This is a genomic window from Rhodococcus sp. P-2 (genome assembly GCF_016598535.1).
GTDB classification, from domain to species: Bacteria; Actinomycetota; Actinomycetes; order Mycobacteriales; family Mycobacteriaceae; genus Rhodococcus_F; species Rhodococcus_F baikonurensis.
The window spans coordinates 1242710-1266863 of the sequence record NZ_CP066779.1; the positions used below are offsets into that span (position 1 = coordinate 1242710).

General features: G+C 62.8%; 23 protein-coding genes. 10 read left to right on the top strand and 13 right to left on the bottom strand.

What is annotated here, in order from left to right:
* The first annotated feature begins 262 nt into the window (after positions 1-262).
* From I7X09_RS05820 to I7X09_RS05830, 3 genes are read left to right on the top strand one after another with little or no spacing between them, the layout of a single operon-like run.
* The gene (locus I7X09_RS05820; protein WP_234036804.1) at positions 263-1258 is read left to right on the top strand and encodes a TauD/TfdA dioxygenase family protein; all 996 of its coding nucleotides are present in this window, start codon (positions 263-265) and stop codon (positions 1256-1258) included.
* A complete protein-coding gene (locus tag I7X09_RS05825) occupies positions 1255-3576 on the top strand; it encodes an arylsulfatase (protein WP_095970395.1) in 2322 nt (773 codons plus the stop codon). The genes I7X09_RS05820 and I7X09_RS05825 overlap by 4 nt, the downstream gene beginning before the upstream one ends.
* Positions 3577-3591: 15 nt before the next feature.
* Positions 3592-4341 carry an SDR family NAD(P)-dependent oxidoreductase gene (locus I7X09_RS05830; protein ID WP_095970396.1) on the top strand — a complete coding sequence of 250 codons (750 nt, stop codon included), beginning with the start codon at positions 3592-3594 and terminating at the stop codon, positions 4339-4341.
* 15 nt (positions 4342-4356) lie between these two features.
* Here the strand turns inward: I7X09_RS05830 and I7X09_RS05835 are convergent, their stop codons facing one another.
* The 4 genes from I7X09_RS05835 to I7X09_RS05850 form a co-directional block, all read right to left on the bottom strand.
* A complete protein-coding gene (locus I7X09_RS05835; RefSeq protein WP_200315971.1) occupies positions 4357-5115 on the bottom strand; it encodes an ESX secretion-associated protein EspG in 759 nt (252 codons plus the stop codon).
* Positions 5112-6647 carry a hypothetical protein gene (locus I7X09_RS05840; RefSeq protein WP_200315973.1) on the bottom strand — a complete coding sequence of 512 codons (1536 nt, stop codon included), beginning with the start codon at positions 6645-6647 and terminating at the stop codon, positions 5112-5114. Before I7X09_RS05840 ends, I7X09_RS05835 begins: the two co-directional genes overlap by 4 nt.
* 128 nt (positions 6648-6775) lie before the next feature.
* Positions 6776-7972 (bottom strand): L,D-transpeptidase, encoded by a 1197-nt coding sequence (locus I7X09_RS05845; protein ID WP_095970399.1) that lies wholly within the window; start codon positions 7970-7972, stop codon positions 6776-6778.
* Positions 7973-8004: 32 nt separating this feature from the next.
* Complete coding sequence (locus I7X09_RS05850) at positions 8005-9048, bottom strand: UDP-N-acetylmuramate dehydrogenase (RefSeq protein ID WP_200315975.1); 1044 nt, start codon at positions 9046-9048, stop codon at positions 8005-8007.
* A gap of 74 nt (positions 9049-9122) precedes the next feature.
* Between I7X09_RS05850 and I7X09_RS05855 the strand changes: the two genes are divergently transcribed.
* The 3 genes from I7X09_RS05855 (at position 9123) to I7X09_RS05865 (ending at position 10994) form a co-directional block, all read left to right on the top strand.
* Positions 9123-9620 carry a DUF2505 domain-containing protein gene (locus I7X09_RS05855; RefSeq protein ID WP_095970400.1) on the top strand — a complete coding sequence of 166 codons (498 nt, stop codon included), beginning with the start codon at positions 9123-9125 and terminating at the stop codon, positions 9618-9620.
* A gap of 77 nt (positions 9621-9697) precedes the next feature.
* Positions 9698-10198, top strand: coding sequence for a DUF2505 domain-containing protein (locus I7X09_RS05860; protein WP_095970401.1), 501 nt, complete (start codon positions 9698-9700; stop codon positions 10196-10198).
* 7 nt (positions 10199-10205) lie between these two features.
* On the top strand, positions 10206-10994 hold the full coding sequence (locus I7X09_RS05865; RefSeq protein WP_095970402.1) for an SAM-dependent methyltransferase: 789 nt from the start codon (positions 10206-10208) through the stop codon (positions 10992-10994).
* Positions 10995-11064: 70 nt separating this feature from the next.
* Here I7X09_RS05865 and I7X09_RS05870 read toward each other — a convergent pair whose 3' ends face one another.
* The 3 genes from I7X09_RS05870 to I7X09_RS05880 form a co-directional block, all read right to left on the bottom strand.
* The gene (locus I7X09_RS05870) at positions 11065-13098 is read right to left on the bottom strand and encodes an Ig-like domain-containing protein (RefSeq protein WP_200315977.1); all 2034 of its coding nucleotides are present in this window, start codon (positions 13096-13098) and stop codon (positions 11065-11067) included.
* Between the two features lie 81 nt (positions 13099-13179).
* The gene (locus I7X09_RS05875) at positions 13180-14610 is read right to left on the bottom strand and encodes an Ig-like domain-containing protein (protein WP_234036805.1); all 1431 of its coding nucleotides are present in this window, start codon (positions 14608-14610) and stop codon (positions 13180-13182) included.
* Positions 14611-14922: 312 nt separating this feature from the next.
* A complete protein-coding gene (locus I7X09_RS05880) occupies positions 14923-15501 on the bottom strand; it encodes a type IV toxin-antitoxin system AbiEi family antitoxin domain-containing protein (protein ID WP_200315981.1) in 579 nt (192 codons plus the stop codon).
* A 127-nt stretch (positions 15502-15628) separates the two neighbouring features.
* Here I7X09_RS05880 and I7X09_RS05885 point away from each other — a divergent pair, with 127 nt between their 5' ends.
* Positions 15629-16399, top strand: a complete 771-nt coding sequence (locus tag I7X09_RS05885; protein WP_007735358.1) for an LmeA family phospholipid-binding protein — start codon at positions 15629-15631, stop codon at positions 16397-16399.
* On the opposite strand, the gene deoC is transcribed toward I7X09_RS05885, so the two are convergent.
* Positions 16396-17061, bottom strand: coding sequence for a deoxyribose-phosphate aldolase (gene deoC, locus I7X09_RS05890; RefSeq protein WP_095970489.1), 666 nt, complete (start codon positions 17059-17061; stop codon positions 16396-16398). The two genes, I7X09_RS05885 and deoC, sit on opposite strands and share 4 nt — an antisense overlap.
* Positions 17062-17125: 64 nt before the next feature.
* On the opposite strand from deoC, the gene purU reads away from it, so the two are divergent.
* A complete protein-coding gene (purU, locus tag I7X09_RS05895) occupies positions 17126-18013 on the top strand; it encodes a formyltetrahydrofolate deformylase (RefSeq protein ID WP_003941509.1) in 888 nt (295 codons plus the stop codon).
* A 12-nt stretch (positions 18014-18025) separates the two neighbouring features.
* Here the strand turns inward: purU and I7X09_RS05900 are convergent, their stop codons facing one another.
* The 5 genes from I7X09_RS05900 to I7X09_RS05920 all read right to left on the bottom strand — a co-directional run bounded on the left by I7X09_RS05900 (position 18026) and on the right by I7X09_RS05920 (position 22320).
* Positions 18026-19057 (bottom strand): alpha/beta fold hydrolase, encoded by a 1032-nt coding sequence (locus I7X09_RS05900; protein ID WP_021333908.1) that lies wholly within the window; start codon positions 19055-19057, stop codon positions 18026-18028.
* Positions 19058-19225: 168 nt separating this feature from the next.
* Positions 19226-19522, bottom strand: a complete 297-nt coding sequence (locus I7X09_RS05905; RefSeq protein ID WP_003941505.1) for a DUF2516 family protein — start codon at positions 19520-19522, stop codon at positions 19226-19228.
* A 96-nt stretch (positions 19523-19618) separates the two neighbouring features.
* The gene (locus I7X09_RS05910) at positions 19619-20446 is read right to left on the bottom strand and encodes a heparin-binding hemagglutinin (RefSeq protein WP_095970406.1); all 828 of its coding nucleotides are present in this window, start codon (positions 20444-20446) and stop codon (positions 19619-19621) included.
* The gene (locus I7X09_RS05915; protein WP_234036806.1) at positions 20439-20945 is read right to left on the bottom strand and encodes a helix-turn-helix domain-containing protein; all 507 of its coding nucleotides are present in this window, start codon (positions 20943-20945) and stop codon (positions 20439-20441) included. The genes I7X09_RS05910 and I7X09_RS05915 overlap by 8 nt, the downstream gene beginning before the upstream one ends.
* Positions 20946-21048: 103 nt before the next feature.
* Positions 21049-22320 (bottom strand): DUF445 domain-containing protein, encoded by a 1272-nt coding sequence (locus tag I7X09_RS05920; protein WP_185564633.1) that lies wholly within the window; start codon positions 22318-22320, stop codon positions 21049-21051.
* Positions 22321-22499: 179 nt separating this feature from the next.
* Between I7X09_RS05920 and I7X09_RS05925 the strand changes: the two genes are divergently transcribed.
* Together I7X09_RS05925 and I7X09_RS05930 are read left to right on the top strand one after the other, a co-directional pair.
* Positions 22500-23234, top strand: coding sequence for a TetR/AcrR family transcriptional regulator (locus I7X09_RS05925; RefSeq protein ID WP_003941527.1), 735 nt, complete (start codon positions 22500-22502; stop codon positions 23232-23234).
* A gap of 57 nt (positions 23235-23291) precedes the next feature.
* Entirely contained in the window at positions 23292-24146 is an 855-nt protein-coding gene (locus I7X09_RS05930) for a polyphosphate kinase 2 family protein (protein ID WP_200315983.1), read from the top strand.
* Positions 24147-24154: the final 8 nt, after the last annotated feature.

Genomic DNA, 24154 nt, shown 5'->3' on the forward strand with positions numbered 1-24154 from the left:
ATAGACAGAAAAGGCGCAGAAATTAGCTGCAGAAAGAACGGCGGCGACAACACAGCTCTCGCGCCAGAGGCAGACGCGAACCAAGCGCAGCGGTCACATAGGTGACCCGCAAAGCGGCAGGCTGGTCGGTCGACATGGCTCCAAAAGTAGCAGCTTCACCGAGATTCACAAATCAGGTGCGGTAACGATCACACTGAACGCAACCCTGTCGTGGCGAAATCTCGCATGTTTGGGTGGGCACACTCCCCACGAAAGGTGCACCATGTCTACAGCTTTCGCCAAGCCGACTCTCACGAACACGGCATCAACGAACGGGGTGGCTGCTGACGCCGCTCGCGGCACTGTCACCACCCTCGGCGCGCATATCGGCGCCCGAATCGACGGAATCACTCTCGGCGGGCACCTCGACCCGGCGACGATCTCACTCATCCGACAGGCACTTCTCGAGCACAAGGTGATCTTCTTCCGCGGGCAGGACCACCTCGACAACGATTCGCAGTACGAGTTCGCCCAGCTACTGGGCACCCCGACCACTGCCCACCCCACGGTGAAGTCGCACGGCGCAAAAGTTCTGCCCATCGATTCGGACCTGGGCAAGGCCAACAGCTGGCACACCGACGTCACCTTCGTCGATCGCATCCCCAAGGCCTCGATCCTGCGCGCGGTGCAGCTCCCCGAGTACGGCGGTTCCACCACGTGGGCGTCGGGGGTAGCCGCGTACAACGGACTGCCGGATCCGCTCAAGGCACTCGCGGAGAACCTCTGGGCCCGTCACACGAACGTCTACGACTACGCGGCCACCAGCGCCGAGCGGCTCACCGAAGATCGCACGGCCGCCTACCGCGAGGAGTTCCAGTCCACGTACTTCGAGACGGAACACCCGGTGGTGCGTGTACACCCCGAAACCGGAGAGCGCACGCTCGTCCTCGGGCATTTTGTCAAGAACTTCGTCGGGTTGAGCACCGAACAGTCGAACGGTGTGTTCAAGCTCTTGCAGGATCACGCCATCAAGCTCGAGTACACGACGCGATGGAACTGGGCGGCGGGTGACGTCGCGATCTGGGACAACCGCGCCACCCAGCATTACGCGATCGCCGACTACGACGACCAGTACCGCCGTCTGGAGCGCATCACACTTGCCGGTGACATTCCGGTCAACATCCATGGGGAACGAAGCCGGAGCATAGCCGGCGACGCTTCCGAATACTCGGTTATCGAAGGTGCAGTTGCGGCAGAAGGTGCCTCGAACAACTCATGACTCACGCAGATTCCGCCCTTCCGCCGCACGCCCGCGGCTACGAAGGCTTCGAAGGTCGAATCGGCCGCACTGCAGCCGATTCGACCCCGTCGTGGCCCACCGCCACGGCCCCGGCCCCCGGCTCACCCAACATCGTCGTGGTTCTGATCGACGACATGGGATACAGCGACATCGGGCCGTTCGGCTCCGAGATCGAGACTCCGACCCTCGATCGCCTTGCCGCGCAGGGTATTCGAATGACCAACTATCACACGACGCCCCTCTGCTCGCCGTCGCGCGCCGCTCTTCTCACCGGCCTCAATCCGCACCGCGCCGGATACGGATTCGTCGCCAACGCCGATCCGGGATACCCCGGACTGCGCCTGGAATTGGCCGACGACGTACAGACACTCCCCGAAATCCTCCGCGGCGCAGGCTATGCCACCTATGCGGTGGGCAAGTGGCATCTCGTGCGCGACGCAAACCTCGCCCCGGGACGAAGTCGTGACTCCTGGCCGACTCAGCGCGGATTCGATCGCTACTACGGCTCTCTCGAAGGACTGAACTCCTTCTACTACCCCAATCAACTGATCTCCGACAATTCAGTGGTCGACGTCGACGAGTATCCCGAGGGCTACTACCTCACCGACGATCTGACCGACAAGGCCGTCGGGTACATCAAGGACCTTCGCGCCCACGATCAGGACAAGCCGTTCTTCCTTTACTTCGCACACGTCGCCATGCACGGACCGTTGCAGGCCAAGCCCGCCGATCAGGCGAAATACCGTGGTCGATACGACGAGGGCTGGGATCGAATCCGCGAGTCGCGGTTCGCCTCTCAACTCCTGCAAGGACTCTTTCCGGAGGGGACACGGCAGGCACCACGAAACTCCGAACCCGGTTTCGACGTGCCCGAATGGGATTCGCTCACGCCGGAGGTGCGGTCTCGGTTCGCCCGCTACATGGAGGTGTACGCGGCGATGGTCGACTCGATCGATCAGAGCGTCGGACGCATTGTCGACACCCTGGACGAACTGGGCGAACTCGACAACACGATCATCGTCTTCACCTCGGACAACGGCGGCACCGCCGAGGGCGGTTCGGACGGGACACGAAGCTACTTCGCGCAGTTCGCGCATATCCAGGATCCAGACTGGGTCGGCGATGTCCCCCACGACGAATCCCTCATCGGCGGACCTGAATTGGGCGTGCACTATCCACGTGGATGGGGGCAGACGTCCAACACCCCCTTCCGGTTCTACAAAGGGCAATCCTTTGCCGGTGGAATCCGTGTTCCCTTCCTCCTGTCCTGGCCCGCGGGACTGAAACCCGAAGCGGGCGACAACGGGATCCGCGACCAGTTCGCGTATGTCACCGACCTGACGCCGACGCTTCTCGAACTGGCCGGAATCGAAACCCCCACCGTGCGAAACGGGCTGCCTGTCAAGGAGTTCGACGGCGCGTCGAGCGCGCCGGTTCTGCGTTCACCCACCGCTCCGAGTACCCACACCGAGCAGTACACCGAGGTGACCGGAATCCGCGGCTACTACAAGGACGGATGGAAACTGCTGGCGCTCGCTCCAGCTGACATCGACAAACCGCACTGGCAGTTGTTCGACGTCCGAGCCGACCCGACCGAGCTCGACGACCTCGCATCACGGTTTCCCGACAAGGTTCGCGAACTCGCCGAGGCCTGGGACCACTCGGCGTGGGCGAACACCGTGTTTCCTCTACTGGGCAATACCGTCGGCGCGGTTCGCCGTCCGGAGGAGGAGGCACTCTCACGCCCGGTGCGACTACTTGCGGGAACGCCCCCACTGGAGCGCTACCGCTCATCCAAACTGATCGGGTTCCGTGACTTCGACATCACGATCGAACTCGACGGTTACCGCGAAGGCGACGCCGGTGTCCTTGTCGCCCACGGGGATCCACAAGGTGGATATCTTCTCTACGTCGAGGACGGCAACCTGCATCTCGGATACAACGCCTTCGGTTCCTACTCCGTGGTCGATGCGGGGCCATTGCCGGTCGGCACCAAGCGAATCGACGTGTCCGTGGCGGTGTTACCGCGGTTGCGTTGGGATCTCCACGTCAGCGTCGACGGCATTCACGCGGGCCAACTGCTCGGGCAAGTACAACTGGTCGGGATGGCGCCGTGGACCGGCATCTCGGTCGGGGTCGACGCCAGAGGACCTGTGTCGTGGGAAGTACGACGACGCCACGGACCATTCCGGTACAGCGGGGCGCTGCGCGCCGTCACCTACACCCCCGGCCCGGTCAAGGTACCGCGTCGTCACATTGAATCCATCGAACGGGAAGCAGAGTATGCCGCCGACTAGCCCTACGATTGCATCATGACCATTTCTTCCGATGCCCGCATCGCCGTAGTCACCGGAGCCAGCTCCGGAATCGGTGAGGCCACCGCCCGCACCCTGGCAGCTCAGGGATTCCATGTCGTGATCGGTGCTCGCCGCGTCGATCGTCTCGAGAAGATCGCCGAGGAAATCGGTGGTACCGCGCTCGAACTCGACGTCACCGACGAGGATTCCGTCGACGCATTTGCCGCCGTGGTCCCCCGTGTCGACGTGCTGGTCAACAACGCCGGTGGTGCGAAGGGCCTGGCGACGGTCCTGGACGCCGATCTGGACGACTGGCGATGGATGTGGGAGACCAATGTCCTGGGCACGTTGCGTGTGACGAAAGCACTGCTGCCCAAACTGATCGATTCGGGTGACGGTCTGGTCGTGACCATCACCTCGGTAGCGGCGCTGGAGGCATACGACAACGGTTCGGGCTACACCACGGCCAAGCACGCTCAAGCCGTCCTTCATCGGACATTGCGCGGTGAACTCTTGGGTAAGCCCGTTCGTCTGACCGAAATCGCGCCCGGAGCAGTGGAGACCGAATTCTCACTCGTCCGGTTCGAAGGTGATCAGGACAAGGCCGACAAGGTGTACGAGGGAATCACACCGTTGGTGGCGCAGGACATCGCCGAGATCATCGGTTTCGTCGCGTCCAGGCCGTCACACGTGAACCTCGATCAGATCGTCGTCAAGCCGCGGGATCAGGCAAGCCCCGGTCGGTTCCACCGCACCACCAGCTAGTTCGAACAACTCTGGCTAACCAGTCCGAATCGCCCGGTGCAGGACGAGGCCGAGATTGCGTGCAATCTCGGCCTCCGTCATTTCCGTGGAAGCGCTGCGGGCACTCACTGTTTCACCTGCGGTGATGATGTACCGACCGTCACCGGCATAGTCGTACCAGTGGAAAGTCATGCCGTCGTCAGTCGGCCTGCTGTCGACGGCTCCGCCCGGATATACAGTGACTTCACCGATCGAGGTCCGCTCTCGGCCGAAGAACCTGCTCACTTCCTCACTCGCTCGCGCACCGTCGACACTGCGCAGAAACCCCTGTTTACCACCAGGTTTCGACGTTTCGATGCTCACCCCACGCTCCGATCCGGCGGGGCAGGTCGGCAGGTGATCGACGAGCATCCGTGGAATTGCCGATGGCCGTGCCACGGTGAGAACCACGTCGGAGCCACAGTCGACAGTCCTGCCGGGCAGTTGAGCCAGGAGCACACCCAGGTCGCCGGCGACAGCGCCGTGCAATCGCGTCGCCGTACTCATTTTCTGTCCGTGAAAACCGGAAACCTCCACGCGAGCATCAGGATTCGCAAGAACACCGAGAACGTGATGCAGCCGATCGTCGAGAACGCACGACAGGTGCGCTCCCGCTCGACGACGCTGCGCCCTCAGCTCGTCCATGGTTTCGGCCGCCGGACGAAATCGCAGCGGGTACGGGAGTCGGTCGCGTCCGATCGCTTCCCAGAGGATCGAGAATTCGAGGCCGATGAACTGCCACCGCGTGGTCGTCATTCGCCCAACACCGCCGGAGAGACCATGGGCAGGTCGCCGATCAGGGCGTTGCCGTTCTCGACCGTGACGAGGTAGCCGGGGGTGTCGTGAACGTTGTCTTCGTCGTGTCCTTGTCCGCGTCCCGGTGCCATGCCGCCGACGCCACCCATCGCGCCCCGACCGCTCTGCGCGCCCGCCGCCGAGGTACCGCCAGTTCCGTTGACGCCCCCACTTCCGCCACCGGCGAGGCCGCCGGAGCCGCCAGGGCCAAGGGTTCCACCTCCGGTTCCGACAGGCCCGAAGCCGCCGGTACCGATTCCACCTGCGGAACCACCACCCGAACCGCTACCCATGAGGCCTGAAGGCACTCCGGAACCGAGCTGAGCACCATTCGGAGTTGCACCTGCCAGGCCACCTGGCGCTGCACCGGCCGGCAGTGGGCCGGCATGTGCCGCGGCAGTCCCGGCCGGGCCGGAATCGTGTGCGAACCGGGCAGCATCGGCACCCGAATTCCCTTGAGCATCAATGCCGCTACGGTTGTCACCAGGTTCGGAAGCGGTGCCGGATGGGTTCTGACCGGAACCGTCTCCGGCCGGGTTTGCACTGCCGAGGTGTCCACCGTCCGCTCCTCCACCAACTCCGCCACCCGATGTAGATGGCGCGCCGAGTCCGTTCCCCGAACCCGACGTGTTCCCGCCGCCGGAACCACCGCCACCGAATGCGCCGCCCCCAGCCCCTCCACTGCCAGCCCCTCCACTGCCGGTGACCGGATTGAACGCGGCCGGGAGGATGGGCACCTGGTCGTCCGCACGCTTCATGTACGGCAGATACACGTCCTTCATCACCTGACGCGCTTGACGTTCGGCTTCTTCCGCTTCGTATTGGGCCTGCTTCCACGTAGCCCCGGGAACCATGCTGAGGATCATCTCGACCGTCGAGGCGCCGTCGGGTGCCGGAATCGAGCGTTTGGCCTCGTGGAGTGCGATCTTCGCCTCCTCGATCTTGTTCGAGATCAGGTCGACCCGCACCTTCAGCTCACCCGCATCTGCCGAGTAGGCCAGCACGGCTTCCAACGCCGCCGAGCCGCCCCGCCCCTGCCAGCCTTCGGTGATCGCGCCGTTCACATCGCTCCGGAACTTCCCGATGCCGGCTTCCACCCGACCGGCAATTGCCTTCCAGGCCTCGCCGATTGCGCTCAGGGTTGCCGGATCCATCTCGTTGACGTGATCGAAGATTTCGGAGTGCGACATCGCGTCGAACGGATCGTCGTCCACGATTGCATGTTCGCTGTACTGCAGCGACGAGGTCTGAGCGGAGAGGGCATCGCGCTCGCCCCAGGCCCGTGCGCGCTCCGCATCGGCGTCAGCAGTCGCAGCAGCCATCTCGTCGTCGAACGCTCCGCGGTCGTCGGTCACGGATTGAACCAGAGCAGATGTAGCGATTGCGCTCGCGATGGGAGTGCCGACAACCGGCAATGCCGCCACGCCGGGAGGCACGGCCCGCGTCGCTTCGGAGATCCTTCCCAGCACGTCTTCCAGAAATGGAATGCCCACCGCTGTCCCCCTGAAGTCGAAGATCCCCGTCAGACTCCCCGAGCCGACAGCACTTACCTGTACTGACGGATGCAGAGCACGGACGGTTCCCTTCGTCCACCGATTTCTCGGTTCACAGCAGGAGAAATCTAAGCCAGTGCAGACATCGACTTCCAGGTCGGCAGATCGATCGCCCAGTCGTAGATGTCGCCGTCCGCAGGAGACAGGTCGATCGACGTGCCGGTCACCTCGACGGGGTCACCGTAGAGGGCCGTTCCGAAGTACTCCTGCGCGTCGGACGTCGACAGATTGATGCAACCGTTCGTGACGTTCGACGAGCCCTGCACCCCGGTGGTTTCAGGATTGGCGTGGATGAATTCGCCGTTGTTGGAGATGCGCACCGCCCAACGCTCACGCACGTTCTCGTAGAACGGCGGATTGGACATCATGAAGTCTTCGTACTTCTCCGTCACCATGTGAATGCCGCTGCGCGTGACGTTTCGAGGTTCGTTTCCCTCGCCGTAGCTGACGGGAATGTCCATGATCGTCTGACCGTCGCGCACCACCTGCATGCGGTGGCTCGGCGCATTCGCCTTGACGATCTGGCTACGACCGATTGTGAAGTCGAGCGTGAGATCCTGGTCGCCGAAGGCGCCACCGCCGTAGTTCAAGCCGTAGAGCTTGGCGTCCAGATGGACAGTTGTGCCCGGCACCCAGTAATCGGCCGGACGCCAATGGGCCCGTGATCCGCCGTTGTCGTCGGCCAGCCATGCCCACGATCCGGCGGTGGGCGGCACGGTGGTCACGACAAGTGCCTTCTCGACGGCCGCCTTGTCGACGACGGAGTTGTCGAACTGCAACGTGATCGGTGCCGCGATACCAACTTCCTGGCCGTCGGCGATGTTGAGGGTGGCGCCGGTGGTCGACTCCGGGGCAACCGTCGTGAAGCTGCCCTGGACCGGCACCGCTTTGCCGTCGGTTCCGGTTGCCGTACCCGACCACGAATACGTGGTGCCGTAGCCGAGTGCCTCACTGACGGTGAAGGTTGTCTTGTCAGGCGACAGTTGCCCGGCGACGGCCTTACCGGCCGCGTTGCTGAGATTGACGTCCGACAGTGTCCCCTGGGTCACCGCTACCGAGACGGGAGCTACCGGGCTGACGTCTTTGGTGCCTGGTGCGGGCGTCGACACCACGGTCGCGACCGGGGCTGGTTCGGCGGCGGCAGCGCCGCCCTGTCCGTCCTTGCCGCCGATCGTGCAGCCGACTACGGCCACCATCACAGCGAGTAATACAGCTACCAACGCAACAAGACGCGAACGACTTCTCCGACCACCCAGCTCATGCACTTCAACAGGCTACCTGCGGGCTCTGTCAGGAATCAGATGGTGCAGCCCACAGTTACCGGTTCCGGTTCCAGCCGGACGCCGAACGCGGCCTCGACGCCGTCGCGCACTGTCTGCGCGAGCGAGACCACATCCGCACTTGTTGCGGACCCTCTGTTGGTCAACGCCAAGGTGTGTTTGGTCGACAGCCTGGCCGGTGCATCTTCGCCGGGATAACCCTTCGAGAATCCGGCCCGTTCGATCAACCATCCGGCCGAGAGCTTGGTTCCACCACTGCCGGGGAACTGTGGCACGGTGACGTCTCCGAGCTGTTCGGTGATGGCCCCGAGCACAGCAGGCAGCTCCGCGTCCGGCACCACGGGGTTGGTGAAGAAGGAACCCGCGCTCCAGGTGTCGTGGTCGTACGGATCGAGGACCATCGCCTTACCGGTCCGCAACCCCAGAACTGCCTCGCGGACCTGCGACGCAGGCAACCGCGCGCCTTCCTCGGCGCCGAGTGCAGTGAACAGTTCGCGGTACGCGAGCGGGGCGCTCAACCCGTCGGTCGACGCGTCGAATTCGACGGCCAGAACCAGTGCTGCATCCGAATGCTTGAGAACGCTCGACCGATAACCCAATTCGAGTGTCGACGGTTCGACCCACGACACTTCCCCGCTGCGTCGGTCGAGCAATTGAACCTGCCGGAGCCGCGAGCCCACCTCGACGCCGTACGCGCCGACGTTCTGCACAGGCGTCGCACCGGTCGAGCCCGGAATCCCGGACAGACATTCGAGGCCGCCCAGTTCCGCGGCGACGGATTGGCCGACTACTTCGTCCCACACTGCGCCCGCTTCGGCGACGACGCGGTCCGTGTCGAGGCTCACGGTGGTGTTGGCCACACGAACGACAACTCCGTCGAATCCCGCGTCGGAGATCACGAGATTGGACCCGCCGGCGAGAATCAGCGTCGGGATCTGCTCGCGATCGAGCAGCGTCACGACGTCGATCAACGACTGCGTCGTCGGGCATTCGGCGAGCAGCCGCGCCGGTCCCCCGATTCGGAGCGTCGTCAATCCCGACAAGTCAACGTTCTCGGACACGAAAGCGCCTGATTCCACGACGCGTCTGCCAATGGTTACGTCCCACACATCGATAAACGGTAGCCTCCACAATCGTGAGCCGTCGCATCGAGCATTCGTCGAAGTACACAGTCCCCGCCGAGAAGGTCCATGAGGCGGTGACCTCCGAGCAGTACTGGCGCGACCGAATCGTCGCTGTCGGCGGTCCCGGCGCAACGATCGAAGAGCTGACCGTGCGCGACGAGACCGTCGCGGTCACGATGTCGCAGATCATTGCCGCCGAACATCTCCCGAGCATGGTGTCGAAGGTTGTCAACGGCGACATCGTCATCAAACGCAGCGAAACGATGGCGCCGTTCAAGGACGGCAAGGCCACTGGCACCTTCTCCGCCCACGTCGACGGCGTTCCCGCCCGTATCGAGGGCACTCAGGTCCTGACGGGTGACGAGAACTCCGCCACTCTCGAGATCGACGGTGAGGTCGAGGTCAAGATCCCGTTCCTCGGCGGAAAGATCGAAAGCGCGATTGTCGACGAGGTTGTCCGGCTCATCCAGGCCGAGCAGGACTTCACCCGGGAGTGGATCGCGAAGTAATTCGCTGCGGGCGGCGAGAGTTTGTCGATACAGCCAATTTGCCTTGTCACAACGCGTAACCGGTATTCTTTCCGATCATGGCTCGCCGCATCGACTACTCCGCCCGCTATCAGCACTCCCCCGAGCAGGTCTACGCGGCGCTGGCGGACCGCTCGTACTGGGAGGCCCGCGTCGACGAGATGCGCAAGCATTCCGAGAACCATGTCGAACATTTCGAGGTCACCGATTCCGGAATCGATCTCGTGCTCCACCACATTCTTCCGCGTACCGATTTGCCGGACATCGCACAGACTGTGATGAAGAAGGACCTGGTCATCACCCGTAAGGAGTCGTACGGCGCCTTCGGTGACACCGTGACCGGCACATACGAGGCTTCGATCCCGGCCGGTCCGGGAAGTCTGTCCGGAACCATGGAGTTGTTCGCCACCGATACCGGGTCCACGCTACGAACCACGTCCGAGGCCAAGGTATTCATACCGTTCATCGGCGCGAAGTTGGAACAGCTCATGCTCATCAACCTCGTCGATCTGTTCCGCACCGAAGCTCAGGTCACGGCGACCTGGCTCGCCGCTCGCTGAAGCCGTCGTGAAGAAGGCTCCACCCCCGAAGATCGAGGGGGTCATCACCCGTGGCACGACGGGGATCAACCGACTACGCCGTAGTGACCGGTGGATCGTCCACAACCGGACGATTGCGCATGCCCTGAACAACGCAGCCGATCCGTTGATCGTCGACCTCGGATACGGAGCGAGGCCGGACACCACCTTCGAGATGGCAAGCCGCCTCACCGCTGTCCGGCGGGATCGACGCGTCATCGGCCTCGAGATCGACCCTGCCCGCGTGGTCGAGAGTCGTGACGGTGTCAGCTTCGCCCGTGGTGGATTCGAACTGGCCGGTCTCACACCCGTTTTCGTACGCGCCTTCAACGTGCTCCGGCAGTACCCGGAGGACGCCGTGGGTTCGGCCTGGTCGCACATCCAGTCCGGCCTCGCACCAGGCGGACTGCTACTCGACGGAACCTGCGACGAACTCGGGAGGCGTTGCGCCTGGGTGCTTCTCGACGCCGATCGTCCCTTGACCCTGACACTGGCATGGGATCCCTTCGACATCGATCGCCCTTCCGACATCGCCGAACGTCTCCCGAAGGCCCTCATCCACCGCAACGTTCCGGGCGAGCCGATCCATGCACTGCTCAGCGCTGCCGATCGAGCCTGGGCAACTGCCGCGCCGCACGCCTCCTTCGGCCCTCGCCACCGCTGGGCCGCTGCCTTGGAGATTCTTCGGGCGCAGGGAATTCCCGTTCAACCGGCGCGACGTCGCCTTCGCGACTGCATCTTGACGGTGCCCTGGCATGTGGTGGCGCCGAACCCCTGAAGTCGCCGACGTGAAACGCCCCGCCGCGGAGGTTCTCTCCGCGGCGGGGCGTCTTCGTGCAAGCGTCGGGCTAGGACCCGAAGATGTTTTCCAGGCTTCCGAGCGAACCGGTCGAACTGCCGCCGTTGCCGGGCTCTCCGCCGTCGGACTCTGCCGTGACCTTGACAGTGACTGCAGTCTGGGTCTCGGAACCGAGGTAGCCGTCGGTTCCGCTGAACACCGCGGTGATTCGGCGATCACCGAGTTCGGTGAAGGTATGCGAGAGCGTGGCCTTGCCGTTCACTACCGCAACCGGTCCGCCGATCGGGGTGGTTCCGTCCATGAACTGGACCGTTCCCGCACTGAGCGTAGGAACAACTGCCGCAACAAGATCGACCTTCGCGCCCTTGACCGCTGACGTCGGAGCGCTCACGGTGATGGACGTTTCCTGATCCTCCGCAGCCGGAGCTGTGACCGAAACCGTTTGCGCGGCCGAGGTAGAGGTGAGAAATCCTGCTGCACCCGAGTACACCGCCGTGATGTCGTGAGTGCCAACGCTCGCGAACTCGTGCATGATCGACGCTTTGCCGTCTACGACCGGCACCGCCGAGCCGAGATTGCCCGAGCCGTCCTTGAACTGCACCGTGCCACCCACCGGCGACGGAGTGACCGTCACGGAGAGACCCACTGCCGTACCGGTTTTCGCATCCGCCGGAACTGTCAAGACCGTCTGGGTCTGCTGGTCGGTGGGAGCCGGCGCCTTGACGTTCACAGTCTGGGTGTTCGACGTCGACCCCAGGTAGTTGCCCGAACCCGAGAATACTGCGGTGATGCTGTACTCGCCCGCCACGTTGAAGGTCGGCATGGTTGTCGCCTTACCCGCGGCGTCCACGGGAACCGAGGGGCCCAGATCCCTGCCACCTTCCTTGAACTGCACGGTGCCACCTGCAGCACCGGTAGAGACCGAGGCAGTGAACGACAATGCCTCTCCGGTCGAAGCGGTCGACGGACCGACGAGAGTGGTCGTGGTGTTCTCCTCGACCACCACCGGAGCGACCGTCAAAGCATGCGGCGCTGACGTCGAGGTTTGGTAGACGCCGGAACCGGAGTACACCGCCACGATCGAATGTGCGCCTTCTGCATAGGAATTCGCCAGTGACGCCTTGCCGTTGGCGTCGACCGCAACAGCGCCGCCGAGGTCGGTTGCACCGTCCTTGAACTGCACCGTGCCACCCGCCGGAGTAGGCGACACCGTAGCCTCGACGGTCACGGACTCACCTGCAACTGCACTTGCGGGACCGGTGATCGCGGTTGCAGTGCTCTTGTCCGCTTCGGACACGACGACGTCGACAGCTGACGACGCTGAGGTCGCCACCTTTGCATTACCGAGGTACTTGGCCGTCACGCTGTGGGTTCGGACGTCAGCCGGTGTCCAGGCAAGTGTTGCAACACCATTGGCGAGCGCGCCCGCACCGATCTTGGTGGCACCGTCGAAGAACTCCACCGAATCACCGTCGGCACCACCGGTCACCGTCGCGCTCAGCGGAACAGGTTGTCCCAACTTCACGCCACTGGCCGGTGACAGCGTCGTCGTCGAGACGTTCTTCTGAACATTGATCGACGGACCACGACCATTCGTCGTGTCGTCAACGAACACCGTCCCGTCGAAATGCACCGTCGTCGACAAATTGGTACCACGAGCACAATCCGCGCCGACGCGATACTGGAATTCGAACGTCTTGACGTCACCGCCCCACATCGGCCACTCCGTAGCACCCGCACTCAACCGAACAGAATCAGTAGCCACCTCGTTGACACGGAACGCACTACCGTTCACCGTCGCCGAACCATCGACATACGTCATACACGCCGGATGAAAATCGCGCACCGCATACAGATTATGAACCGCGGCAGTTCGCTTGAACACCGTCTTCGACGTGATCACATCACCCTCGGACGGCGTGCCGTTACTGATCGTCCGAGTCACCTTGTACCCATCGGAATTGAACTCCGCCGTCACCGGAGCCGCACCAGCAACCCCGACACCCACAACCACGGCGAAACCCGCAGAAACAGCAAACACACTCAAACCTGCAACTGCACGACGTGCAGAACCTACAGACATAGATTTTCCTTCTCGAGAAGTGAGGGATATGGGTGATGCCCCACCACCTGAAGCGGGCGGGGCATCACCGGGCATCGATTGCTAGGAGCCGAAGATGTTGCCGAGGCTGCCGAGCGAACCGGTGCCGTTGCCTGGTTCTTCACCGTCGACCGGTGCGGCGATCTGGACGGAGACCTGATCGGAGGATGCCGTCACCGTGCCGGCGCCCGAGTACTCCGCCGCGACAATTCGCTGCCCCTGAGTTGACGGCTTCCACGAGATGCTGGCTTTTCCGGAGGAGTCGACCGTCGCCGTGCCGATGACGGTCTCGCCGTCCTTGAAAGTGACTGTGCCACCGGCATTTGCAGGACTGATCTGAGCGGAGATCGTCTGTGCAACGCCGACCTGCCCCGCTACTACGCTGAGATCTGTTGTGGAGCTTGTTGTTCCGGCGGGCTGTTCGGCAACTGTCACATTCGCGGTGGTGCTCGATCCGGTGACGCCGGATCGACCGGCGAATACGGCCTCGAGGGTCTGCGCACCGGCAACCGTCGGAACCCAGGCGTAGGTCGCTTCACCGTTGCCCGCCACCGGCACCGAAGCGAGCACCGTTCCGCCGACCTTGAACGTGACCGTTCCACCGGTGCCCGACGCGGACACAGTCGCTTTGAGAGTGGTCGACTTGCCGACCTGCGCGCCCGAGATCGGCGCCAGCGTCGTACTGGACTGAGCATCGGCCTGCGAAACGTTCACGATCAGCGCTGCCGAAGCGGAACCGACGGCACGCGCCGTGTCGGCGAACTTCGCTGTGATCGAGTGGTCTCCACGGGTCGTCGGTGTCCAGGCAAGTGTTGCAACACCATTGGCGAGCGCGCCCGCACCGATCTTGGAACCGGCGTCGAAGAACTCCACCGAATCACCGTCGGCACCACCGGTCACCGTCGCACTCAACGTCACCGGCTGCCCCACCTGAGCGCCACTGACCGGTGACACGGCCGTCGTCGACACGTTCTTCTGAACATTGATCGACGGACCACGACCATTCGTCGTGTCGTCAACGAACACCGTCCCGTCGAAATGCACCGTCGTCGACAAATTGGTACCACGAGCACAATCCGCGCCGACGCGATACTGGAATTCGAACGTCTTGACGTCACCGCCCCACATCGGCCACTCCGTAGCACCCGCACTCAACCGAACAGAATCAGTAGCCACCTCGTTGACACGGAACGCACTACCGTTCACCGTCGCCGAACCATCGACATACGTCATACACGCCGGATGAAAATCGCGCACCGCATACAGATTATGAACCGCGGCAGTTCGCTTGAACACCGTCTTCGACGTGATCACATCACCCTCGGACGGCGTGCCGTTACTGATCGTCCGAGTCACCTTGTACCCATCGGAATTGAACTCCGCCGTCACCGGAGCCGCACCAGCAACCCCGACACCCGCAACCACCGCAAACCCCGCAGCAACAGCAAACGCACTCAAACCACCGACAACGCGACGAACACCACTCACGGACATCCACATCCCTCTCGACAAACGGGGGCAGACAGGCGTCCAGGACAAGCGTCCGTCTGCTTTTGATGCCGTGACGTTATCCCATTGACTGTAAAGTAACTACGCTTTTCACCGAATTAGTTCATCGCCGACATCACCAAGCTGCAGCGATCACGGGTCGAAAGTCCCGAAGTACTGGTCCAGATATCGCTCCACCTGCACTGAAGACAGAATATTCGACCCGAAGTAGCGCACTTCAAATCTCTGATATTGGTGTCATATTCGATTTCGAACGTGATGCCAGAAGGTCGCAGAAGCATAGAAAATCAATCTCGATTACAGGCTTGCGGCGAGCGCCAACTCCACTCGGACGGCAACGTCGATGCTCGCGTTTTCACACGAGAGATACAACTCGTGCGCGTCGAGTCGACCTATCGCTACCGCATCGGCGACTACTTCATTGAGCAGGACTTGAGAGATTCCACCCGAAGCGAGGTCGTGCACGGTACGCAAAGGCGTGGTGATGCGGATGGGCCCGATCTGTTCGCACTCGTCGTCCGCAAGCGGCAGTCGGTGCAGTGCCACCTGACGGGTGGGCGCCGCGAGAGGGTGAGCTATCGAGAGGTGAATGAAACGAGGTTGCAGGTGCCCGAGGCCATGGAGGTCAGCGGCGCTGTAATGCGAGACGGTGGCACTACCGGCGAACCACGTGCACCACTTCGCGAACTCGTCCAAGGCGGTATGCCTGACGCGTTCGAGACGAAAGAGTCCACGGCACTCACATGTCCATGTTCCGGATTCCGTCATTTCCTCCATCAACGCCAGACCGAAACCCAGTTCCGATGCCTGGAGAGCCGTGACAAATCCGCACTGACGCAGCGCCAGCAGCTCGAGTGACTCGTAGTCCGAAGCCATGACCACCTCCGGTGACCGTCGAAAACGCCGTTTCGAACAGACTACGGGCGACTGTGTCGCGCATCACAGGAATGAGGAAGTGCGTATTCACAGAGTTCGTTCAGACTCGTCGGGAAGAATCTGGCGAATGACTGTCGCAGCGAACAACCCTCGTCCGCGCAACCGAGTGCTCATCATCCTTCTCGTGGTGATCGCCGTACTCGTCGCGGCACTCGTCGGTGGAGAACTGTACGTACGCAACCAGGTGAAGACCTGCATGGCCGATCAGTTCCAGAGCGAACTGGGATCCCAGGTCGACGTCGGGTTGAGCTGGAAGCCCGTACTCCTGCAGGCAGTCGACAAGAAGGTGCCGTACATCAGCATCGACAGTGACGACTCTTCGTTCGGCCCCGCAACGGGAATGCAGGTTCACGCGAAGGTGAACGACATCAACTTGCAGCCTTCGGCGGGTAACAGCGGCACCATCGGCAGTTCCAGCGCCGACGTCACCTGGTCTACCGCAGGCATTCTCGCCACCTTGCAGGAGCAGACCTTCGGTGGCCTCGTCTCCGGCGTCACCGCCGACTCGAGCGCCGGAACACTCGCTTTCGACGTCGGACCGGTCGGGCTCGCGAAGCTGACAGTCAAGCCCACCGTCACCAACGGCGTAGTCGACGTTCAGACCGTCGGCGCCGAGATTCTGGGATTGGGTCTGCCGACCGACCTGGTCGACGGCATCGTTCAGACACTCACCGACAGCCTGCAGACGTACCCGCTGGACATGAAGCCCACGAAGCTGACCGTCACCGACGACGCGATCCAGATCTCACTGGAGGGCGGCGCTTACGCCATGCCCGTCGCCGACGCGAACAACCAGAACACCTCGGCGGTGCCGGACAGCTGCGGCCTGCTGACCTAGTCGGTCAGACCGTCCAATACTGCTCGGGTTCCGGACAATCCGAGGCGGGTGGCGCCGGCTGCAATCATGTCGAGTGCGGCCTGCGTCGTACGTATTCCGCCACTGGCCTTGACTCCCACGCCCGGGCCGACGGTCTGCGCCATCAGTCTGACGGCCTCGACGGTTGCCCCGCCTGCAGGGTGGAATCCGGTGGAGGTCTTGACGAAGTTCGCCCCGGCGCGCACGGCTGCGCGGCAGCATTCGACGATTGCCTCGTCGGACAGCGCTGCGGTTTCGAGGATCACCTTGAGGATCGCACTCTCCCCCATCGCCTCACGGACGGTGAGGATGTCTGCGAGCACAGCGCTGTAGTCGCCCGCGACCGCCGCTCCCACATCGATGACCATGTCGATCTCGGCGGCGCCCTGATCGACGGCGAGTCGCGCCTCGGCACCCTTGACCAGTGAATGATGCTTCCCCGACGGGAATCCGACGACGGCCGCCGTCACCAGTCCGTCGGCGCGAATCGGCAACATCGACGGCGAGACGCAGACAGCCAGCACACCGAGGCTGCGCGCCTCGTCGATCAGGGCGGTCACATCGGCCGCGGTGGCTTCGGGTTTGAGGAGAGTGTGGTCCACCATCGCGGCAACCTGGGAACGAGTGAGTGCAGCTTCAGACATGTTGGAAAGCTTGGCACACCACCACGCGACCGTCGCTGCAGCCGCACCTGAGAGACTAGGCCGCATGACCGCTGCACCTTCGATCGATGATCGTCGCTATGTTCTGTCCCTCGGCTGCCCCGACACCACGGGCATCGTCGCACGCATCTCGACCTTTCTCACCGATGTCGGTGGATGGATCGTGGAGGCCGCGTATCACGCCGATGCCGACACAGGATGGTTCTTCACGCGTCAGGCGGTCCGTGCGTCGTCTGTGAGCATGAGCATCGACGAACTTCGTGAACGGTTCAAAGCTGTTGCGGCCGAGATCGGTCCGGAAACCGAGTGGACTCTTCACGACTCCGGCGCACCCAAGAAGATCGTGTTGCTCGTGAGCAAGGAAGGCCACTGCCTGCATGACCTCCTGGGCCGTGCCGCGGGCGGAGAACTTCCGGCAGAAATCAGCGCCGTCATCGGAAACCACGAAGATCTGCGCAGTGTCACCGAGCGCCACGGGATCGACTTCCACCACGTTCCGTTCGCCAAGGACCCGGCCGAACGCGGACCGTCCTTCGAGAAGGTTCGCGCCCTGGTCGACGCTCACAACCCCGACGCCGTCGTTCTTGCGCGCTTCATGCAAGTGCTGCCGGAATCACTGTGCGAGCACTGGGCCGGACGCGCGATCAACATCCACCACAGCTTCTTGCCGTCGTTCATCGGTGCCCGCCCCTATCACCAGGCGTTCGCGCGCGGCGTGAAGTTGATCGGCGCCACCTGCCACTACGTGACCGCCGAACTCGATGCCGGTCCGATCATCGAGCAGGACGTGATCCGCGTCGACCACGCCGACGATGTCGCCGACATGGTCCGGCAGGGTCGAGACATCGAAAAGCTCGTGCTCTCACGCGGACTGCGCTGGCACCTCGAGGATCGGGTTCTGGTCCACGGGCGCAAAACGGTCGTCTTCAGCTAGAGCTGCGTTGCGCTAGAGATTGCGCAGTCGCACGATTTCCTTGTCGAACTCGTCGATGTTCTCGATCGACGACATATGACCGACGCCCGGCAACACGATCAACCGTTCGAGGTTGCCGGCGTCGTCGAGGACCTGCGCAAGCTTGCGCGCATGGACCGGCGGAGTGAGCCGATCGAGCGAACCGACGAGCACGGTGGTCGGCACTTCGAGATTGTCGAGTCCCTCGTGAATGTCGAGGGTGCTCAGCGCTGCTCCCCAACCACCACGGATGCGGGGCTTGCACTCACGAACGATGTTCTCGCAGAACTGAATCTCGGCCTTGGTCGCGTTCGGTGACATCGAGACGTACTGGATCGCCTTCGTCATGGCGCCCGAGGAGACAAATGGAACGGGCGAGCTGAGGATGGCGCGGCCCACGGGGACCGGAACCCGAGGAAAACGATTGGGCAATGGGATGACCGTGGTCTCGGCGATCAACCTTTCACTCGCCGTACTCGCGAGCATGACCGCCGACGCGTACTTCTTGACTTCGTCGGGGTGACGACCAGCCCAGGCGATGATGCTCATCCCGCCCATGCTGTGACCGACGATGACCGCCTTCTTGTCTTCGCGAACCGTGGCTGCCAGCACGGCAGAAAGGTCGTCGGCGAGGACGTCCGGGCCGAGCGGAAGATTACCGACGGTGCTGCGTCCGTGACCGCGCTGATCGTAGGTGATGACGCGATATTCACCGGCAAGCGCATTGACCTGCGGGTACCAGAATTCGGTTGAGCACGTCCAGCCGTGGCTGAGAACGATCGGATCGCCGTCGACGGGACCGTAAGCCCGGACATTGATGATCGCACCGTCGTCGGTGGTCAGTTCGCTGATATCAGCTTTGAGCGTCGGAGTCTTCAGGAGTGCGTTGGGCTCGACGTCGCTCGAAAGCGTCAACCCGCGCGTGGATCGCCTATGACGGATCCCAGCGACTGCCGCGACGAGTGCTCCCACTCCGACGGCGCCTGCCAGTACTCGAAGCTCTGTGGTGCGCGAACGACTGGACATGCATTTACCCCTGACTGCTGCTGACGACAGACGGATGCAATCTATGTGTGACTGCCGTTAACCGACACTATCACTCGAACAACGCGCGTTGTCAGCGTTGGAGCGAAGAGTGGGGCAACACACGGTGACCGGGAACCACGTCACCGGATGAGCAGAAACCGCGGCCCACTACCAGCGGGAACCGCCATGCTGGATGTCGTCCACGCGCGGTCGAACGTCGACGAGATATACACACACTGCAACAACCGCGATGATGCCCAGGAGACCGACAGGGGATGTCGCCAGCAGGATCAACGCCGCAACGATCAGAATTCCGAGCCAGATCGGCTTGGTCAATTTGTTGACCGCGGTAAAGGCGTCCGGACGCTGCCTGACGGCATGAACGATCGCGTAGACAGCACCCACCAACGCGAGCACTTTGAGTGCGAGAAAGATCAGACCGACTAGCCCATCGACTTGAGTCACAACTACATCCTAAGTTCTCATCCGGTTCCCGACGAACACGAAGGCTCCCACACTCGGCTGAGCGCGGGAGCCTTCGTCAGGTGGAGCTGGGCAAAATCAGGCCTTCTTGGCCGGAGCAGCCTTCTTGGCCGGAGCCGGCGCGGTGGCCTTGGCCGGAGCAGCCTTGGCCGGTGCAGCCTTGGCCGGAGCAGCCTTCTTGGCGGCGGTGGTTGCGCGCTCCTGCACGTCGGAGGCAGCAGCGGTCACGCGAGCGGCAGCTTCCTTGGAAGCCTCGTCGGCCTGGTCACCGAGGTCGAGAACCTTCAGTGCAGCCTCGTCGCCTGCGTCGGCGATCTTCTCGCCGGCGTCAGCGATCTTCTCGCCGACCTCTTCTGCGGTGTCGGAGATGCGTCCGGCAGCGCGGCCGGCCAGCTTGGCAGCCTGCTCGCCCACGGCACGCGTCTGACGAGCAACGGTTCCGAGTGCGTCTTCGGTCAGCTCGACGGCGTCGCCGAGTGCCGACTCCGCAGCAGCGATGCCTTCTTCGACTGCGGGCTGCTTGCGGATGCGCTCGACTGCGTCTTCGCCGCGCTCTGCGAGGGAGTTGTACAGATCGCCGGCAACCTTGAGGTATGCCTCGGCGACCTTGCGGAGCTCCTCGGGTGAGAACTTCTCGCGCAGCTCGGCAAGCTCTTCGGGCAGCTCGGACGGCAGGCCGGCGAGACGCTCGCGCAGTGCCTCGACGCTTTCGGCAACGTCACCCTGAACGGAAGCGAGCTTCTCGCGGGCACCGTCGACACGGCCGTTGACGTCGCCCTGCGTGTTCTCGGCGCGCTCACGAACCTGAGCAACGACGTCGGCTACGGCCTGGACAACCAGGTCGCCTGCGCCGACGGCGGCGTAGAGCGAGGTCTTGACGCTGTCGATGGCGTTCTTGTCAGTCATCTTGTTCTCCTAGTGAAGTCTCGGTGTCTGGAATTGCGGCCGATTCGGCGAAATCGGGCGCTGCGACTGGTCTCGACGACTCGTTCTCGCGACAGAACGAGTCGTAGATTTCGAGCAGTACTTGCTTCTGCCGTTCGTTGATGGCCGTCTCGGCCAACACCGCGTCCCTGATGGGACTGTGCGGGCGTTGTTCGAGATATCCCGCTTGGACGTACAGGACTTCCGATGAGACTCGAAGGCCCTTGGCAATTTGCGCCAGTACGTCTGCCGACGGTTTGCGCAATCCGCGTTCGATCTGACTCAGATACGGATTGCTGACGCCGGCGAGTTGAGCGAGTTGGCGCATCGAAACTTGGGCGGCTTCCCGCTGTGCACGAATGAACCCCCCGATGTCGTGTGCCGCAGAGCTGACGACGCGAGCTGCCAAGTCGCTTGCTCCGGCTGCGGCACCGGATGATTCACGATCTCCGTCATCGGAGTTCGTCGACTTCGCTGGCATTGCGTCCTCCCTTTCCAGTGGACATTTCCCAGGATAGGAGAGGGTGCTAACTATTGCAAGCACTACTGCTAGCACTCGTGGTGGACGTCACATACCGGACAGCTCAGCCGAAGACGAGCGTCGAAATCGTGTAGATCAGCAGCCCGGCAATCGAGCCGACAACGGTGCCGTTGATACGGATGAACTGAAGATCTCGACCGACCTGCAGCTCGATCTTCTGGCTCGCTTCGTCGGCATCCCATCGCTCGACCGTGTCACTGATGACCCCGGTGATCTCGTCGGTGTAGTTCTCCGCGATGTACTTGGTGCCCTGCACCAGCCAGCCGTCGACCTTCTCACGCATCGACTCGTCGTCACGCAACCTGATTCCGAAGCCGGCCACGTTCTCGGCGACCTTGGTTCGCAGGGTGCTGTTCGGATCGTCGACGGACTCCATGATGAGGCGCTTGGCGACCTGCCACGTCGACGACGCCAGGCCAGTCACTTCCTCGCGCCCCATGATCTCGGCCTTGATCCCCTCGGCCTTCTTGATGGTCTCCGGATCGTTCTGAAGATCATCGGCGAAGTCGATCAGGAATCGATTGGCGGCGAGGCGCACCTCGTGCTCGGGATTGGAACGGACCTTCCAGGTGAACTCGACAAGTTCCTTGTAGATCTTCTCCCCCAGCATCGCGTCGACGAACTTCGGCGACCACGCCGGCGAATCGCGCACGATCACACGGTCGATCGTCTCCTGGCTGCCCAGAGCCCACTGATGCGCCCGCTCGGCCAGAAGCTCGATGATCGGAAGTTGCTTGTTGTCCTTGAGAAGCTCACCGAGCACTCGGCCGATCGGCGGTCCCCACATGGGCTCGGCCAACCGCTTCACGATCGTGTTGTCGATGATCTGGGCGATGTCCTCGTCGCGAAGAACCTCGACCATGCCGCGCAAGACCGTCGACGTCTCGGCGGCGACGCGAGCGGCATTGGCAGGTTCGGCCATCCACGTACCGAGGCGGAGCGGAATCTGCGCCTGCTGCACCTTGGCCGACACAACTTCGGGAGCCAGGAAGTTCTGGCCGACGAACGAACTCAGACTGGCGCCGAGTTGGTCCTTCTTGCGCTTGATGATGGCGGTGTGCGGGATGGGGAGTCCCATCGGATGACGGAAGAGCGCGGTGACGGCAAACCAGTCGGCCAGGGCGCCGACCATGCCGGCCTCGGACGCGGCGCGGACGTATCCGACCCACTCTCCGGCACCGCGGGATTCCTGCCACCGACAGAAGATGTAGACCACCGTCGCGAAGCCCAGAAGGCCAGTGGCGAAGACCTTCATCTTGCGAAGGTCCCGACGCTTGGCGGCGTCGTCGAAGGCGGAGAGGCTCAGTTGCTGCACCCTCGCCATTGTGCCGAAAGGTGTGACTCGGCGTAGCGCGAGTGACACGATGTCTGATTCCTCAGGACCTAATCCCCCGAACTGCCGATGTGAGTGCCCGAGATAAAGGCACGGACATTAAGCTGGACCGGAAAGTAGACCGATCGGACGTGGCTCGCACCACAGATATGAGATGACTCGTGGCCAAGAATGCCGTGCAGGACAACGAGCAGGTAGACGGCCCAGTCGTTGCTGATGCGAAGCCCGAGAAATCCGACGGTCGCAAGCGTCGGTGGCGCGAACACAAAATCGCTCGCCGCGAGGAACTCGTCGACGGCACCATCGCCGCTATTCGGGCGCGGGGGCGCGAGATCGGCATGGACGAGATCGCGTCCGAGATCGGTGTCTCCAAGACCGTGCTCTACCGGTACTTCGCCGACAAGAGCGACCTCACCACCGCCACGATGATGCGGTACGTCGAAACCATCCTGTCGCCGCGTATCTACGAAGCGATCAGCGGCGATCTCGACGATTTCGAACTCACCCAGGCCAGCATCACCGCGTACGTCGAGACGGTGGCGTCCGACCCGGACATCTATCTCTACGTCATGGCCAACGGCGCCGGCGCCAACCGCGACGTCGTTGCCGATTCCGAGCGCATGATCGCCGAATTGCTTTCCACGGTGTTGGGCAATCGTCTTCGCGAGATGGAGATGGATTCCGGCGGTTCCCTGCCGTGGGCGTTCGGGATCGTCGGCGGAATTCAGCTTGCGACGCACTGGTGGATCTCCAACAAGTCGATGTCTGCAGAATCGTTGATCGACTACCTCACGATGATGACGTGGGGCGGCATCACCGGCATCGCGGCGGTCAACGGATCACCGGCCAAGTTCAAATCGGTACCGCATCCGCTCGTCAAGCCCGCCGAGGACTGACTCGCCCGAGACCGAACTTTCGAGCCACAGGGGTCGATCCTGTGGCACTCTTTCGGCATGGCACAAGACTCGCTGTGGGAAACACCGGCCGCCAAGACACTGCGGGCAGAGCCCGGGTTCGAACTCGATCAACTCGATCGCAACAGCACTCCGGGATTCACCGGAAACAAAGCTGACGGCGAGCGTCTGCTCGAGGAGCGCGGCGCGGTTCTGTCCGACCTGCAGGAGTTGCTGTACGCCAACGGCAGGTCCGGAGACAGCCGTTCGATCCTGCTGGTCCTGCAAGGCATGGACACCGCCGGCAAGGGCGGCATGGTCCGACACGTGATCGGTCACGTGGATCCTTCGGGAGTTCAGCACGCGGCATTCGGCGTGCCGACCGAAGAGGAAAAGCAACACCACTACCTCTGGCGGATCAAGAAGGAACTCCCCCGCGGCGGCCATCTCGGCGTGTTCGATCGCTCCCACTACGAGGACGTCCTGGTCGTGCGCGTCCACGATCTTGTCCCCGAGGATGTCTGGAGCAAGCGCTACGACGAGATCAACCAGTTCGAGAAAGAACTCGTCGACGCCGGAACCACCATCGTCAAGGTGGCGATGTTCGTCTCGCTCGACGAGCAGAAGAAGCGACTCGAAGAGCGTCTCGACCGCCCGGACAAGTACTGGAAATATAACCCCGGCGACGTGACAGAGCGCGGATTGTGGCCGGCTTACCAGCAGGCGTATCAAGCGATGCTCGACAAGACGTCGACCGAACATGCTCCGTGGTACGTCGTGCCGTGTGATCGGAAGTGGTACAGCCGAATTGCGGTCACGGAGCTACTGATCGACGCTCTGGAAAAGCTCGATCTCGACTGGCCGCCTGCCAACTTCGACATCGAGGCGGAGAAGGCGCGACTCGCACAGTCCTGATCAGAAGC